This window comes from Lonsdalea iberica (assembly GCF_002111585.1).
In the GTDB taxonomy this organism is placed as follows: Bacteria; Pseudomonadota; Gammaproteobacteria; order Enterobacterales; family Enterobacteriaceae; genus Lonsdalea; species Lonsdalea iberica.
In genome coordinates, this window is sequence record NZ_LUTP01000016.1 from 38,199 (window position 1) to 54,457 (window position 16,259).

The following is a 16,259-nucleotide window of genomic DNA, read 5'->3' on the forward strand; positions in this document are numbered from 1 at the left end:
TATCGAGATCTCACTAAAGGCAGCCGGGGCCGATTATTGAATAACAAGTGCGCGTGATATCGCGTCAAGGCAAGGGTTTCAGAGGATGGCGGAACAAATTCAGACCACGGGTACAGAGTGGGTGGATATCGTTAGCGAAGATAACGAAGTTATCGGGCAGGCTAGCCGTCAACAGATGCGCGCTCAACGTCTGCGCCATCGCGCGACCTATATCGTCGTTCACAACGGGATGGGGCAGGTTCTGGTACAGCGTCGTACAGACACGAAGGATTTTTATCCGGGATGGCTGGATGCCACGGCAGGCGGCGTGGTGCAAAGTGGCGAAAATATGCTGGAATCTGCCCGCCGCGAAGCCGAAGAAGAGCTGGGCATTGCTGGCGTACCGCTGGCTGAGCATGGGCTGTTTTACTACGAAAGTGAGGACTGCCGCGTGTGGGGCGCGTTATTTAGCTGCGTAAGCCACGGGCCATTCGCGCTACAGGAAGAAGAGGTCGCGGAAGTCAGTTGGGCGACGCCGGAACAGATCACGGCGCGTTGCGACGAGTTCACGCCGGATTCGCTGAAGGCGCTGTCGCTCTGGCTCAGTCGGAATACGACCGGCGAACGTATGGCATCCACCCCGCGCACGACCAAACCACAGGCGGTGAAGACAAGCGACGGCGAGTCGGACGCGGCGAACAAGGCTTAACGCTCAGCGCGAATATGGTTCACGAGTGAATAATCAGCGGTAGTTTGCATGTGGCAGACCGCCGCGACTGACGATCTTTCTATGCCAGAGCCCCTGTCTCGCAAGCGAGCCAAAAAAAACGCCAGTCCACTGCTGAACTGGCGTTTTTTGTGCGTGGTTTACGCAAAGTTACTGAGCGATCTGCGTGGCCTGAATGGCGGTCAGCGCGACGGTATAGACGATATCGTCAACCAGTGCGCCGCGAGACAAATCGTTCACCGGCTTACGCATACCCTGCAGCATCGGCCCGATGGAAATCAGGTCCGCGGAACGCTGTACGGCTTTGTAGGTAGTATTACCGGTGTTCAGATCAGGGAAAATGAACACGGTAGCCTGACCTGCGACCGGCGAGTTCGGCGCTTTAGATTTCGCCACATCGGCCATGATGGCGGCGTCGTACTGCAACGGACCGTCGATGATCAGGTCAGGACGTTTTTCCTGAGCGATACGGGTCGCATCACGGACTTTCTCAACGTCGCTGCCTGCGCCAGAATTGCCGGTGGAGTAGGAGATCATCGCAACGCGCGGGTCAACGCCGAAGGCGGCAGCCGAGTCGGCGGACTGAATCGCGATTTCAGCCAGCTGTTCCGCGGTCGGATCCGGGTTGATGGCGCAGTCGCCATAGACCAGAACCTGTTCCGGCAGCAGCATGAAGAAGACGGAAGACACCAGAGAGCTGCCCGGCGCCGTTTTGATCAGCTGCAGTGGCGGACGGATGGTGTTGGCCGTGGTGTGAACCGCACCGGAAACCAGACCGTCAACTTCATTTTGCTCCAGCATCAGCGTACCCAGCACGACGTTGTCTTCCAGCTGTTCGCGGGCGACGACTTCGGTCATGCCTTTGTTTTTACGCAGCTCGACCAGACGCGGGACATAACGTTCGCGTACGGCGACCGGATCAACGATTTCGATGCCTTGGCCCAGTTCTACGCCCTGAATGGCGGCGACACGCTGAATCTCTTCCGGATTGCCCAGCAGGACACAGTGAGCGATACCACGTTCGGCACAAATGGCTGCCGCTTTGATGGTGCGTGGCTCGTCGCCTTCCGGCAGAACGATGCGTTTGCCGGCTTTACGTGCCAGTTCGGTCAACTGGTAACGGAAGGCTGGCGGAGACAGACGGCGTGAACCTTCAGAGGCCGCGGACAGGGACTCAATCCACTCCGTGTTGATGAAGCGAGCGATATACTCCTGCACTTTTTCCACACGCTGGTGGTCGTCGGCAGGCACTTCCAGGCTAAAGCTTTGCAGCGTCAGCGAGGTCTGCCAGGTGTTGGTTTCTACCATGAAGACAGGCAGGCCGGTCTGGAATGCGCGTTCGCACAGGGCGCTGATGCTCGGGTCCATCTCGTAGCCGCCGGTCAGCAGCAGGGCGCCGATTTCCACGCCGTTCATCGCCGCCAGGCTAGCTGCAACCAGAACGTCAGGACGGTCTGCCGAGGTCACCAGCAGAGAACCCGGACGGAAGTGCTCCAGCATATTCGGGATGCTGCGTGCGCAGAAAGTCACGGATTTGATGCGGCGCGTTTCGATATCGCCAGCATTAATCACGCGGGCGTTCAGATGTTTGGCCATGTCCACGGCACGAGTAGCAATCAGGTCGAAGCTCCACGGAATGCAGCCCAGCACCGGCAGCGGGCTGTTGGCGAACAGTTGCTTAGGATCGATGTTGGCGACGTTTGCCTTGGTGGAATCATCAAAAATTTCCGACAGATCCGGGCGAGTACGGCCTTGCTCGTCAACCGGGGCGTTCAGTTTGTTGATGATGACGCCGGTGATGTTCTGGTTTTTGCTGCCGCCGAAGCTGGAGCGAGCCAGTTCGATGCGCTCTTTCAACTGATCGGCGGAATCGTTGCCCAGCGCGGTGACGAAAACGATTTCCGCATTCAGCGTTTTGGCGATTTCGTAGTTCAGCGCGTTGGCGAACTGATGCTTACGGGTTGGAACCAGACCTTCTACCAGTACCACGTCGGCATCCTGGGTGTTTTCGTGATAGCGGGCGATGATCTCTTCCAGCAGAGCGTCTTGCTGGTTGGTGCTCAGCAAAGACTCCACATGGCTCATCTGCAGCGGTTCTGCGGCGTTGATCGCAGAATTGGCGCGGATGATCGCGGTGGTCTGGTCCAGAACCTGCTCTTCAGAACGGGGCTGGGCAATCGGTTTGAACAAGCTCAGGCGGACGCCTTTCTGCTCCATGGAACGAATGACACCCAGGCTGACGCTGGTCAGACCCACACTGGTGCCAGTTGGAATCAACATGATTGTACGGGACACGGCTTAACCTCTTTGCGGTTGCTCGTTGCTCAAAAACAACTCCGTCAGCCTGAGCTGACGGAGTTAGGATACTGATTTTTCGGTTACGCGGTCAGGCGGAGTGCGTCCTGCGCGATAACCAGCTCTTCGTTGGTCGGAATGACCAGAGCCGGGCGGCTGCCATCTTTGCTGATGTTGCCGCTCTTGCCGAAGCGCGCCGCCAGGTTGCGCTCGTGGTCGATTTCGAAGCCCAGCAGGCCCAGCTGTTTCAGGGTCAGTTCGCGGACCATGGCCGCATTTTCACCGATGCCGCCGGTGAAGATGACCGCGTCCAGGCGGCCTTCCATCAGGGCGCTGTAGGCACCGATGTATTTCGCCAGACGGTGGCAGAACACGTTCATGGCGCGTTTAGCGTCAGGTTTCGTTTCGTAGTTGTCTTCAACATAACGACAGTCGCTGGTGACTTCGGTCAGACCCTGCAGGCCGGACTCTTTGGTCAGCATTTTGTTGATGTCGTCGATGCTCATGCCCAGCGCGTCGTGCAGATGGAATACGATTGCCGGATCGATGTCGCCGCTACGGGTCCCCATCACCAAGCCTTCCAACGGAGTCAGGCCCATGGAAGTATCAACACATTTACCGTTACGGATAGCAGATACGGAACCGCCGTTGCCCAGGTGGCAGGTGATCACGTTCAGTTCATCCAGCGGTTTGTTCAACGCCTTAGCGGCTTCCTGAGACACATAGAAGTGGCTGGTGCCGTGCGCGCCGTAACGGCGGATATGGTGTTCGGTGTACAGTTTGTACGGCAGAGCATACAGGTAAGATTCTTCCGGCATGGTCTGGTGGAACGCGGTGTCGAAAACGGCCACGTTTTTGTTAGCCAGGTTCGGGAAGGCTTTCAGGGCTTCGGCGATACCGATCAGGTGAGCCGGGTTGTGCAGCGGCGCAAACGGAACGGCATCTTTAATGCCTTGCAGAACGTTGCTGTCGATCACCGCGGACTGGGTGAATTTCTCGCCGCCGTGCACGATACGGTGGCCGATAGCAACCAGCTGAGCGGAAAGCTCTGGTTTCTGGCTGAGGATGGTGTTGACGATGAAGTTCAGCGCTTCGCTGTGAGCTGCGCCAGCACCCAGATCGGCTTCCTGTTTGCCTCCATCCAATTTCCATTTGATGCGTGCTTCGGGAAGGTGGAAACATTCGGCCAGGCCAGACAGGTATTCGTCCCCGTTGACGGCATCAATGATGGCAAACTTGAGGGATGAGCTACCACAGTTTAGAACCAGGACTAACTTACTCGACATGGAGGTACCTACTTGTTATACATGGTTAAAGAAATATCATGCAGCGCGCAGCATAGCGCGTAACGCGGATGACATTTATGATTAACATCATGGCTTGGTAGAATTTACCAGACATGACAATATAAAGTGTCGACGTCACGCGGCGCTTTTAATACCTAATGCGGAGTGACGGTGACATCGACGCTGTGAAACTTTGCTATTGCCGGGCAAGATAAAGCTGACTTGGGGTGGGATTTGGCCTCACCAGTCAGAGGCGGAGGTCCGCCACCACGCCTTAAAATGCAGTGCGGCAAAAGGCCGGAATTAGGATACCGATAGCGTTCGTTAAACACAAAATATATTTTAAGGTTATTAATTTTAGTTGGTGATTTGTACGGATTTTTTTATTTTTTATACGTGAAGTTGAGGTGTGCGATGACGACAAATCCTACCGGTAAAGCGGGCTGGTTCAAGCTGTTGCGACTAGGCCAGCACTATATGAAGACCTGGCCTGCAGACAAGCGTTTGGCCCCGGTGTTTCCCGAAAACCGCGTTGTACGCGCCACACTTTTCGCTATTCGCTTTATGCCGCCGCTAGCCGTTTTCACGCTCTCCTGGCAGGTGGCTCTGGGTGGTCAACTGGGTCCGGTGGTCGCCACCGCGCTGTTCGCGTTGAGCCTCCCTATGCAGGGATTGTGGTGGTTGGGCCGCCGCGCCATCACGCCATTACCGCCTTCTTTATTACGGTGGTTTCACGATATTCGTCAGCGACTGCTGGACGCTGGACTCGCTCTGGCACCGCTGGAAGAAAAACCGACGTACCAGATGCTGGCTGACGTACTTAAACGCGCTTTCAAACAGCTGGACAAGGCCTTTCTCGACGATCTTTGATGTGGGTCTCGTTTTACCCACACGTCATTTCCCTTCTATACCGTTCCAAATCAAAAACTGCCTTGCCAGGAGTATGCGGTTCTTCTTCTCACGCTGAGCTCGACGAAAGGTGATTGTGGAGAGCGGCATGGACATAACCAATGCCGACAATGATTCCTGCCAAATCAATATCAAGCCATGACTATGCAGGACCGCGAATAACCTGGAGCGGTATTGGCGGTTACAGACTATGATTGAGCGAGGCTTTGTCCTGTAAATACGTGAACTTGACCCTGATTTCGGCGATTTAAGCGCAGCGGTTTGCTGTATCCTGAATAACCATGATGGAAATACGCACATATAGCGGGTTTCGCAAAGCATCTTGTCTCGAACACCCGCCATCCGCAGACATCAAATGAGGTGGGGCGGGTTCGGTCGCAGCGACGAAGACCCGTCATCCGAGTTTGGTTCACTTCTTTGAGCTGACGGGAAGGCGTTACCTGCATGGCGACCTCAACGCGCACGGCTTTAACGCTCGAACACAAAATGTGGGACAAATATTCCGGCATGTTCAACGTGTGGCTCGCCTGTCCGCGCCACTAAGATTGCAGCGCGGTAGCCATTTCATCAATCGTCAATGTCCGATAAGTCAGAGAGGTTAGCGGTGGAAGTTAAAGGTTTCTTGTTCGATCTGGACGGTACATTGGTCAACTCTCTTCCTGTTGTTGAAAACGCCTGGCGCTGGTGGGCGGAGGGTCACGGTCTCGATTCTCAAGCGGTCCTTGATTTCATTCATGGCAAACAGGCCATCACGTCGTTGCGTCATTTTCTGCACGATAAAAGCGAAGCGGAAATTCAGCACGCCTATCAAGTTTTGGAGGAAAGAGAATCCACAGATCTGGAGGGCATTACCGCCATGCCGGGCGCGCAGGCACTGTTGGAACATCTGGAGGCGCTCAATGTACCTTGGGCCATTGTTACCTCAGGCTCCGTGCCGATAGCCCATGCCCGCCACAAAGCCGCTGGATTATTGATGCCGCGTCAGTTCGTGACCGCTGAACGGGTCGCGAATGGAAAACCGCATCCAGACGCCTATCTGCTTGGCGCACAGCTGTTAGGCCTTGACCCGCAGGCATGCGCCGTGGTCGAAGATGCGCCCGCAGGCATACAGTCTGGCCTTGCCGCTAAGGCGAAAGTCATCGCCGTCAACGCGCCGTCGGACGCGCCCGATTTAGACAAAGTCGATATGGTGCTGCACTCGTTAGAGCAACTGGAAGTGACCCCCGGCGGCGCGGCGTTTGTCGTCACCGCGTCACGTTGAAGGCAACGATAACGTTGTGGGAGTAAAATAATAAACCTTGCTTTTGCAGGGTTTTTTTATGTCATGCTGAATGGGCGGTTTTGAGGATTGCCACTAACAGGAGGTGCTAGTGACCCGTGAGTTGCTATGGGTGTTGACGCTGTTGTTCATCGCCATCGTTTTGTTCGCCACCAACAAATTGCGAATGGACGTTGTCGCATTGCTGGTCATCATTGCGTTTGTATTAAGCGGCACGCTGACGTTGCCGGAAGCATTGATGGGGTTTAGCGATCCCAACGTGATATTGATTGCCGCCCTGTTCGTCATCGGCGAAGGTCTGGTTCGGACTGGGGTTGCTTATCAGGTGGGTGACTGGCTGATGCATGTCGCCGGCGACAGTGAAGTCCGTATGCTGGTGCTGCTCATGCTGACCGTCGCCGGGCTGGGTGCGTTTATGAGTTCCACCGGCGTTGTGGCGATTTTCATTCCGGTGGTACTTAATGTTGCCGCGCGTATGAAAAGTTCACCGGCCCGGCTGCTGATGCCCTTGAGCTTTGCTGGCCTGATTAGCGGCATGATGACCCTGGTCGCCACGGCGCCCAACATGGTGGTCAACAGCGAACTGATGCGCAACGATATCGCGGGTTTTGGTTTTTTCGGTATGACACCCATTGGCGTCGTGGTCTTGCTGGTGGGAATTGGCTACATGCTGGTGGCGCGTTTCTGGTTGGATAGTAACGACAGCGACGATAATAAAGAGTCCTGGAAGCGAAAGACATTTCGGGATCTCATTCGCGACTACAAACTCACCGGACGAGCGCGGCGGCTGGCGATTCGAAGCGGCTCGCCCTTTGTCGGCCAGCGGTTGGACGATCTTAATCTGCGCCAGCGCTTCGGCGCCAACGTCGTCGGCATTGAGCGCTGGCGTAAGTTCAGACGGGTGATGATTAGCGTCGCGGTAAATACGGAACTGCGCCTGAACGATGTCTTGTTGATCGATATGTCGGCTTCCGACGTTGACCTGCGCGAGTTTTGCGGCACGCATATGCTGGAGCCCATGGTGCTGCGCGGCGAATATTTTTCTGAGCAGGCGCGCGATGTTGGCATGGCGGAAGTGTCGTTAATCCCAGACTCGGAGCTGGTGGGTAAAACGCTTCAGGACGCCATGTTTCGCAGCCGATATGGCCTGACGGTGGTGGGGATTCGGCGCAATGGCGAAGCGCTGGACGGCGCGTTGTCAAATGAGCCGCTGCAGTTGGGCGATATCCTGCTGGTGATCGGAGACTGGCGTAATATCCGTCAGCTCTATCAGCAGAAGCATAATTTCATCGTATTGAATTTACCGGCCGAAGTGGACGAGGTGGCGCCTGCGAAAAGTCAGGCGCCCCATGCGCTGTTTTGTCTCGCGTTGATGATCGCTATGATGCTGACCGATGAAATCCCCAATGCAATTGCGGCGCTCATTGCCTGCCTGATGATGGGCCAATTTCGCTGCATCGATATGGAGAGCGCCTATCGCGCCGTGCACTGGCCGAGTCTGATGCTCATTATTGGCATGATGCCCTTTGCGCTGGCGCTGGAGAAAACGGGTGGGGTGGCTTTGGTCGTTAAAGGATTGATGGACGTGGCGGGGGACGCCGGGCCGCAGATGATGCTGGCCTGTTTGTTCGTGCTGTGTGCGGTGATCGGTCTGTTCATTTCGAATACCGCGACGGCGGTGCTCATGGCGCCCATCGCCCTTGCCGCGGCCGATCAGATGCAGGTGTCGCCCTATCCGTTCGCCATGACTATCGCGATCGCCGCTTCGGCGGCATTCATGACGCCTGTCTCCTCACCGGTGAATACCTTGGTATTAGCGCCGGGCGGCTATCGGTTCGGCGACTTTCTTAAAATCGGGGTGCCTTTCACGGTACTCGTTATGGGCGTGAGCGTCGTTATGATCCCGTGGCTCTATCCGTTCTCCCCGTTATAGCGGGGAGTCCTGGCTAATTTCATCCAGAGAGAGGCTGAAGCTGGGAATAAAGACAGTCATAAAATAGTCCATTTCCGGGCTGTGTCGTTGTTGCAGCGTTTTTTCTAGACGCGCTTTAGCCAGCACGAATTCGTTATTGCCCGCCGACAGTTCTTCGAGGCATTTCAGATAGGCGCACAGCGCGTCTGCCTGTTTGACCACGGCATGTTCTTCCTCGCTGGTATAGGCGTCATCCAGCAGCATGCGATAGTCTTCCTGAAGTTCGCTCGGCAGCATATCGATGAGCTTCTGCTGGGCGATTTTCTCAATCTTCTTATACTCGTGGGCCATCTGCGCGTTGTAGTACTTGATGGGCGTCGGCATATCGCCGGTCAATACTTCGCTGGCATCGTGGTACATCGCAAGCAGAGCGATACGCTCGGCATTGAGATCTCCGCCGAATTTGCGGTTTCTGATTACCGCGAGCGCATGGGCGACGAAAGCGACCTGCAAACTGTGTTCCGAGACGTTTTCCGTGCGGACATTGCGCATCAGCGGCCAGCGGTTAATCAGCTTTAGACGGGATAAATGGGCGAAGAAATGACTTTGAACCATAGCTCTCTCTCAATACGCGTAGGGGAAAACCATTGTGGTCGCTCGACGTGGAATTAGCAACTCAGCCCCTAAGGTGTGGGGAGAGAATCGGATGAAAAAAACGGGCAACACCCTAAGGCATCGCCCGTCTTGTGGACTTATCGACGCGATTACTGATGGTAGTGTTCGAGGAAACGCCCCAGCTTGTGCACGGCCATGTCCAGTTCGTCGACGCGCGGCAGCGTCACGATGCGCACATGGTCCGGCTCCGGCCAGTTGAACGCGCTGCCTTGAACCAGCAGCACCTTTTCCTGCAGAAGCAGATCCAGCACCAGCTTCTGGTCGTCGTGGAGATTAAAACGTTTCGCATCAATACGAGGGAACATATATAAAGCACCGGACGGCTTCACACAGGAGACGCCGGGAATGTCGTTGATCAGTTCCCAGGCACGATTGCGCTGTTCGTACAGACGGCCGCCGGGGTGGATAAATTCACTGATGCTTTGATAGCCCCCGAGCGCCGTCTGAATGGCGTGCTGCATCGGGACGTTGGCGCACAGACGCATCGAAGCCAGCATCTCCAGCCCTTCTATATACCCTTTGGCATGTTTCTTGGGACCGTTCAACACCATCCATCCCTGACGAAATCCCGCAACGCGATAAGTTTTAGAGAGACCGTTGAAGGTCACCGTCAGCAGGTCCGGCGCCAGCGCCGCAATGGAGTGGTGCTGGGCTTCGTCGTAGAGAATCTTGTCGTAAATCTCATCGGCGAAAATGATCAGATCGTTTTGACGCGCGATCTCGACGATCTCCATCAATAGCGCTTTGCTATACACGGCGCCGGTGGGGTTATTCGGGTTGATAATGACGATACCGCGAGTGTTAGGCGTGATTTTTTTGCGAATATCGTCCAGATCGGGGAACCAGCCGGACTCTTCGTCGCAGCGATAATGCACGGCTTTCCCATTAGACAGCGATACGGCGGCGGTCCATAAAGGATAGTCCGGCGCCGGCACCAGCATTTCATCGCCGTTATTCAGGAGAGCCTGCATGGACTGTACGATGAGTTCGGAGACGCCATTGCCGATATAGACGTCTTCCACGGTGATATCGCGCAGATTGCGCGCCTGATAGTGCTGGACGATAGCTTTGCGAGCGGAATAAAGTCCTTTCGAGTCGCAATAGCCTTGTGCGGTAGGCAGGTTCCTGATCACATCAACCAGAATCTCGTCGGGGGCTTCAAAGCCAAACGGTGCTGGGTTGCCGATGTTGAGTTTAAGAACCTTATTGCCTTCCTCTTCCAACCGTTTGGCTTCTTTTAACACCGGACCACGGATGTCATAACAAACATTTTCCAATTTCTTGGATTTTTCGATAGGGGACATTTAACAAACCTTGTACAGGAAGGTTCCTGAATAGTAGACGTTTAATCGGCCTAATGTACTCTTACTGACGCTGATTTTGAAGAATGATCCTAAATGAATGGGCCATCTCGAAAACGGTGACAGGCACAGATTTCATGGTGTAAAAAACTGTTATTATTTGATTTATTGAGCTTTTAGACTGTGTAAATCTATTTCTTTGTGTTTTCTGATTGGCAATGGCAATCAATAAGGTGATTTATGCGACGTCACCGTGAGGCTCGAGGCGGCAATGGGTACGCAATTTCGAAGTGAGTTTCTCATTAGAACGCAAATGAACCACTATTTATCGCCGACTCCTGTTGGCAATACTCTGGCATCTGAGAGGCCATTGGAGAGTGACAATAACCCTATTTTTTCCAATGACTGGAATAGCGGGTAAAAACCCCATCTTATTTCAGTGTAGCCAATACATGTAACCGATTAAAATAAAGGGTTTTCTTATTTTACTATTGAAATATTTCTTCCCTGATATGAAATTAACATCATTTGTAATAGCCGTGACTATTCCAGAACATGTCGTCACAAAGGAGAGGTTAGCCAATAAATGGTTGTCTATTTTGAATTCGAATATGCAATTAATAGAGACTGATCTTTTCTTTTCGAAGCCTTTACAAAAGTTTTTTTACAATGATCAATCTAGTAATATTAATAGGTAATATAGGAATTTTCAGATTGTTATAGGTAGGCTCTTGTCAGATTAATCACTCAGGTTACATTATAGCTGGCATTGAGTTTATGGATGACAGAAAACTTAATTCTGGTATCTTATATCAGAATAATTTACGGGTGGGTCATCGTATATTGTTCAGCGGTTAAGTCAGTGGTCATGCTGAAACCAGATGAATCGTAACGTATTGAAATAACGAAGTTAAGTTATGTTTTAAACGGAAGCGCCCCCTGTAAATACAGTGTCGGACATAAACGTAACCTTTTATCACGCCTACCCCTTATCTTTAGCGCGCCAGTACGTGCAAAGCTTTTATTTTTTTATCTAAAATAATCGGCTGTGCTTTTTATCGACGACGTGAATCAATAAAATGAATAGGTAAGGGAAGGGTGAAAAAAAAGGCGATGTGGTAACGAAATATTAAGTATTTTTTGCCGTAACCGTTCATCTACGATACTGTCTTTCATTGTATGCCGACATTGTCGGGATACGTATCCAACACCAGGTATGTTAGTTAAATAAATAAAATAGATAAGTGAAGAACCGTATGACAAATGCAAATCGCCCAGTTCTCAATCTTGATCTGGATCTGCTGAGAACGTTTGTCGCTGTCGCCGATTTGAATACTTTCGCGGCTGCGGCCGTAGCAGTATGCAGAACGCAATCTGCTGTTAGTCAGCAGATGCAGCGGCTGGAACAACTCATCGGTAAAGAGTTATTCGCCCGTCACGGGAGAAATAAGCTGCTCACCGAACATGGGATCCAGTTTCTTGGTTATGCCAGAAAAATACTACAGTTCAATGATGAGGCCTGCGCCTCTTTAATGTTCAGCGACATTCAGGGTACGCTGACGATCGGTGCTTCCGACGATACCGCAGATACTATTCTGCCGTTTATCTTGCAGCGCGTGACGTCGGTTTTCCCTAAATTATCGATTGAAGTCAGTATCAAACGCAGCCCTGAAATGATGGAAATGTTGCATCAGGGAAAAATTGATTTAGTTATCACCACGGAAAACAGTACCGAGTTTCCTAATGTATTGCTGCGTTCGTCACCGACGCTGTGGTATTGCTCGGCGGAATACCAGTTCCAACACGGCAGCCCTGTACCGCTTGTGGTATTGGACGAGCCTAGCCCTTTCCGCACGTTGGCGTTGGAAAAGCTGACCGAAGCTGGTATCCCCTGGAAGATTTCGTACGTGGCTTCCACGCTGTCGGCAGTTCGGGCGGCGGTAAAAGCGGGGCTTGGCATCACCGTGCGTTCCGTTGAAATGATGACGCCGGAACTGCGCGTGCTGGGGGAAGAAGAAGGTTTGCCGAAGTTGCCCGACACCCGTTACTACCTGTGTAAGAACCCACAGCAAAATAACGAGCTGAGCACGGCGATCTTCAGTGCTATCGAATCAGGTACGCGTTCTAATCTGCTTTCTGTGAATAGCGTTCCGGAAGGGGATATCCGCATTTCTCCCACGGACGTATCGTCGAAAGATATTCTCTGACTTTTACAGCGCCTAGCGCTGAGCGGTATGCGTCAGTGTGAAATGTTATAAAAAACCGGCCGAATATTGACGATAGAGTGTGCGATTACCGCCACTCTGTCGTTTTTTTGTTTCTACCGCCGGAGTGCGTCTCTCTGCCTGCAATGCACTGTCCTGCTCATCCCTCTTACGCACTTCCCCGTTCCCACGTCTTCTCGTATCCGCACGGTTTGTCGTATTAACAACTGCTTACCGAACGTACTTTTTTTAATAACTAAAACCGAAAAAACGTGTGGGAGATCAAAAAATACTTGCCTTAACCTTATTCATTAACCTGCATTCATGTTGAAATTGATATAGTCACTACAGAAATAGGGGCTTTTTCTTCGCATTGGTCCAAAACAACCAGGAGTAGCATTGATACGATTCAGTCTCTGCTATGTTTGTAAATGGTTAACAATGATGCGTGCATGTTAATTTACGCGCTGTTATTTTTATGAAGGTTAAGAAAAGGTTGCAAAAACAGGATGAGTATCCACATTTACCGCGCCTTAACCCTATAATTTGTGGTATTTTTATGGTTACAAATCCTTCCTTTTAATCGATGTGGCTATTAACTGCCGTAAAAAGAGCAGCTGCCCAAGCCACTTTTGATGAGTAAGCAATGAGTATGTCAACTACTACTGAAGTCCTCGCCCACCACTGGGCATTTGCTTTATTTCTAATCGTTGCCGTGGGTCTCTGCGGTTTTATGCTGTTGGGTGGCTTTCTGCTGGGGGGGCGATCCAAAGGTCGGGCCAAGAATACGCCCTATGAATCCGGTATCGATTCCGTAGGGTCAGCTCGACTGAGGCTGTCTGCAAAATTCTATCTTGTGGCGATGTTTTTCGTCATTTTCGATGTGGAAGCACTGTACCTGTATGCCTGGTCCGTCTCTATTCGGGAAAGCGGCTGGGTAGGTTTTATCGAAGCCACCATTTTCATATTGGTGCTGTTGGCCGGGCTGGTCTATCTGGTGCGTATTGGCGCGCTGGACTGGACGCCAAAGCGCTCCAAGCGGCAAGTCGTGAAGTCCGACATCGTCGTAAACCATTCCACCACCAATACTCATCAGCAGTAATAGCGAGGCAATAAATGGACTATACGCTCACCCGCATAGACCCCGACGGTGAGAACGACCGTTATCCGCTACAGAAGAAAGAGGTCGTCAGCGACCCGCTCGATCAGCACGTCAATAAAAGCGTGTTCATGGGAAATCTGGAGCAGACGCTGCAAAATATGGTCAACTGGGGACGCGGTAACTCCCTATGGCCCTTCAACTTTGGTCTTTCCTGCTGTTACGTGGAGATGGTGACTTCCTTCACCGCCGTACACGACGTGGCGCGCTTCGGTTCTGAGGTGTTGCGCGCTTCTCCCCGCCAGGCTGATTTCATGGTCATCGCCGGAACACCCTTCCTGAAAATGGCCCCCGTCATTCAGCGTTTGTACGATCAGATGCTGGAACCGAAATGGGTTATCTCCATGGGCGCATGCGCCAACTCTGGCGGTATGTATGACATCTACTCCGTGGTTCAAGGCGTCGACAAATTCCTTCCGGTGGATGTTTACATCCCAGGATGTCCGCCGCGACCGGAAGCATATATGCAGGCGCTGCTGCTGCTGAAAGAGTCTATCGGTAAAGAGCGTCGTCCGCTGTCATGGGTCGTTGGCGATCAGGGCGTGTACCGCGCCAACATGCAATCTGAACGTGAGCGTAAACGCGAAGAACGTATTGCGGTAACCCACCTGCGTTCCCCGGATGAAATTTGACCTGTGAATGATAGGCCGTGATGGCTGCGTAAAATCAACATAACAGCGCGCCGCCATCATCAGTCACGGAAATAACACATTTAATGTGGTGACATTACTTATGACAGATTTAACGACACACGACGCCGTTCTGCCCGCATGGCAAACCCGCGATCATCTGGATGATCCGGTCGTTGGCGAGCTATGGAACCGTTTCGGTCAGGACGCGTTTACCGTTCAGGCCACGCGGACGGGGATGCCGGTAGTTTGGGTCAAACGTGAGCAATTACTTGACGTCGTCGACTTCCTGAAAAAACAACCGAAACCTTATGTCATGCTGATGGACCTGCATGGCATGGATGAACGTCTGCGTACGCACCGCGAGGGGCTACCCGCCGCAGACTTCTCCGTCTTTTATCTGCTGACTTCCCTGGAGCGAAACAGCGACATCATGCTGAAAGTGGCGCTGGCGGAGAACGACCTGTTCCTGCCGACGATGACGCCTCTGTTCCCCAACGCTAACTGGTATGAGCGTGAAGTGTGGGATATGTTCGGCATTACCTTCAATGGTCACCCGCACCTGACTCGCATCATGATGCCGCAGACGTGGGAAGGCCACCCGCTGCGCAAAGACTTCCCGGCGCGCGCAACCGAATTCGACCCCTTCGTGCTGACCAAACAGCGTGAAGATCTGGAAATGGAGTCGCTGACCTTCAAGCCTGAAGAGTGGGGCATGAAACGTGGGACGGAAAATGAAGACTTCATGTTCCTGAACATGGGGCCGAACCATCCCTCGTCACACGGTGCGTTCCGTCTGATCTTGCAGTTGGATGGCGAAGAAATCGTCGACTGTATCCCAGATGTCGGCTATCACCATCGCGGCGCGGAAAAGATGGGCGAGCGCCAGTCTTGGCACAGCTACATTCCTTACACTGACCGTATTGAATATCTCGGCGGCTGCGTCAACGAAATGCCTTACGTGCTAGCGGTCGAAAAGCTGGCGGGCATTAAAGTGCCGGAGCGTGTTGAGACTATCCGCGTGATGTTGTCTGAACTGTTCCGCATCAACAGCCATCTGCTCTATATCAGTACCTTTATTCAGGACGTCGGCGCGATGACGCCGGTCTTCTTCGCGTTTACCGATCGCCAGAAAATCTATGATCTGGTCGAAGCGATCACCGGTTTCCGCATGCACCCCGCCTGGTTCCGTATCGGCGGCGTAGCACATGACCTGCCGCGCGGTTGGGATCGACTGCTGCGTGAATTCCTGGACTGGATGCCTGCTCGACTGGACACCTATGTCAAAGCGGCATTGCAAAACACCATTTTGAAAGGCCGTTCTCAGGGGGTCGCCGCCTACAACGCCAAAGAGGCGCTGGAGTGGGGCGTCACCGGCGCGGGCTTGCGCGCGACGGGCATTCCGTTCGACGTGCGTAAATGGCGTCCTTACTCCGGCTATGAAAACTTCGATTTCGAGGTGCCGGTCGGCGATGGCATCAGCGACAGCTACACCCGCGTGATGTTGAAAGTGGAAGAGCTACGCCAGAGTCTGCGCATCCTCGAACAGTGTCTGAACAACATGCCTGAAGGGCCGTTCAAGGCCGACCATCCGCTGACGACGCCGCCGCCGAAAGAGCGCACGCTGCAGCATATCGAAACGATGATCAACCACTTCCTGCAGGTGTCCTGGGGACCGGTTATGCCGGCCAACGAATCGTTCCAGATGATCGAAGGCACCAAGGGGATCAACAGTTACTACCTGACCAGCGATGGCAGCACTATGAGCTACCGCACGCGCATTCGCACGCCGAGCTTTGCTCATTTGCAGCAGATTCCATCGGTCATCCGTGGATGCCTGGTATCCGACCTGATCGTATACCTCGGCAGTATTGATTTCGTCATGTCAGATGTGGACCGCTAAT

12 protein-coding genes are annotated in these 16,259 nt (G+C 53.1%); 8 read left to right on the forward strand and 4 right to left on the reverse strand.

Annotated features, from left to right (window positions below):
• Positions 1-85: 85 nt before the first annotated feature.
• A complete protein-coding gene (gene yfcD / locus AU511_RS08360; protein WP_094109367.1) occupies positions 86-688 on the forward strand; it encodes an NUDIX hydrolase YfcD in 603 nt (200 codons plus the stop codon).
• 168 nt (positions 689-856) lie between these two features.
• On the opposite strand, the gene pta is transcribed toward yfcD, so the two are convergent.
• On the reverse strand, positions 857-3,001 hold the full coding sequence (gene pta / locus AU511_RS08365; protein WP_094109368.1) for a phosphate acetyltransferase: 2,145 nt from the start codon (positions 2,999-3,001) through the stop codon (positions 857-859).
• Between the two features lie 83 nt (positions 3,002-3,084).
• Positions 3,085-4,287, reverse strand: coding sequence for an acetate kinase (ackA, locus tag AU511_RS08370; protein ID WP_094101528.1), 1,203 nt, complete (start codon positions 4,285-4,287; stop codon positions 3,085-3,087).
• A 414-nt stretch (positions 4,288-4,701) separates the two neighbouring features.
• On the opposite strand from ackA, the gene yfbV reads away from it, so the two are divergent.
• The 3 genes from yfbV to AU511_RS08385 all read left to right on the forward strand — a co-directional run bounded on the left by yfbV (position 4,702) and on the right by AU511_RS08385 (position 8,408).
• Entirely contained in the window at positions 4,702-5,157 is a 456-nt protein-coding gene (yfbV, locus tag AU511_RS08375; protein ID WP_094109369.1) for a terminus macrodomain insulation protein YfbV, read from the forward strand.
• Positions 5,158-5,800: 643 nt separating this feature from the next.
• Entirely contained in the window at positions 5,801-6,457 is a 657-nt protein-coding gene (locus AU511_RS08380; protein ID WP_094109370.1) for a sugar phosphatase, read from the forward strand.
• A 109-nt stretch (positions 6,458-6,566) separates the two neighbouring features.
• Positions 6,567-8,408: an SLC13 family permease gene (locus tag AU511_RS08385; protein ID WP_094101525.1), complete on the forward strand. Its 1,842-nt coding sequence runs from the start codon at positions 6,567-6,569 to the stop codon at positions 8,406-8,408.
• Here the strand turns inward: AU511_RS08385 and yfbR are convergent.
• Both yfbR and AU511_RS08395 read right to left on the reverse strand, forming a co-directional pair.
• The gene (gene yfbR / locus AU511_RS08390) at positions 8,403-9,002 is read right to left on the reverse strand and encodes a 5'-deoxynucleotidase (protein WP_026739930.1); all 600 of its coding nucleotides are present in this window, start codon (positions 9,000-9,002) and stop codon (positions 8,403-8,405) included. The two genes, AU511_RS08385 and yfbR, sit on opposite strands and share 6 nt — an antisense overlap.
• A gap of 149 nt (positions 9,003-9,151) precedes the next feature.
• Complete coding sequence (locus AU511_RS08395; protein ID WP_094109371.1) at positions 9,152-10,366, reverse strand: pyridoxal phosphate-dependent aminotransferase; 1,215 nt, start codon at positions 10,364-10,366, stop codon at positions 9,152-9,154.
• Between the two features lie 1,253 nt (positions 10,367-11,619).
• Between AU511_RS08395 and lrhA the strand changes: the two genes are divergently transcribed.
• From lrhA to nuoC, 4 genes are all read left to right on the forward strand, one after another.
• Positions 11,620-12,570 carry a transcriptional regulator LrhA gene (lrhA, locus tag AU511_RS08400; protein WP_094109372.1) on the forward strand — a complete coding sequence of 317 codons (951 nt, stop codon included), beginning with the start codon at positions 11,620-11,622 and terminating at the stop codon, positions 12,568-12,570.
• A 643-nt stretch (positions 12,571-13,213) separates the two neighbouring features.
• Positions 13,214-13,669, forward strand: a complete 456-nt coding sequence (gene nuoA, locus AU511_RS08405; RefSeq protein WP_162896378.1) for an NADH-quinone oxidoreductase subunit NuoA — start codon at positions 13,214-13,216, stop codon at positions 13,667-13,669.
• Positions 13,670-13,683: 14 nt separating this feature from the next.
• Entirely contained in the window at positions 13,684-14,358 is a 675-nt protein-coding gene (locus AU511_RS08410; RefSeq protein ID WP_094101523.1) for a NuoB/complex I 20 kDa subunit family protein, read from the forward strand.
• A gap of 100 nt (positions 14,359-14,458) precedes the next feature.
• Complete coding sequence (nuoC, locus tag AU511_RS08415) at positions 14,459-16,258, forward strand: NADH-quinone oxidoreductase subunit C/D (RefSeq protein WP_094101522.1); 1,800 nt, start codon at positions 14,459-14,461, stop codon at positions 16,256-16,258.
• Position 16,259 lies beyond the last annotated feature (1 nt).

Excerpts from the sequence above, each read along its gene's own strand:
- yfcD (WP_094109367.1), top strand. The coding sequence starts at position 86 with ATGGCGGAACAAATTCAGACCACGGGTACAGAGTGGGTGGATATCGTT.
- ackA (WP_094101528.1), bottom strand. The coding sequence starts at position 4,287 with ATGTCGAGTAAGTTAGTCCTGGTTCTAAACTGTGGTAGCTCATCCCTC.
- yfbV (WP_094109369.1), top strand. The coding sequence starts at position 4,702 with ATGACGACAAATCCTACCGGTAAAGCGGGCTGGTTCAAGCTGTTGCGA.
- yfbR (WP_026739930.1), bottom strand. The coding sequence starts at position 9,002 with ATGGTTCAAAGTCATTTCTTCGCCCATTTATCCCGTCTAAAGCTGATT.
- AU511_RS08395 (WP_094109371.1), bottom strand. The coding sequence starts at position 10,366 with ATGTCCCCTATCGAAAAATCCAAGAAATTGGAAAATGTTTGTTATGAC.
- lrhA (WP_094109372.1), top strand. The coding sequence starts at position 11,620 with ATGACAAATGCAAATCGCCCAGTTCTCAATCTTGATCTGGATCTGCTG.
- nuoA (WP_162896378.1), top strand. The coding sequence starts at position 13,214 with ATGAGTATGTCAACTACTACTGAAGTCCTCGCCCACCACTGGGCATTT.
- AU511_RS08410 (WP_094101523.1), top strand. The coding sequence starts at position 13,684 with ATGGACTATACGCTCACCCGCATAGACCCCGACGGTGAGAACGACCGT.
- nuoC (WP_094101522.1), top strand. The coding sequence starts at position 14,459 with ATGACAGATTTAACGACACACGACGCCGTTCTGCCCGCATGGCAAACC.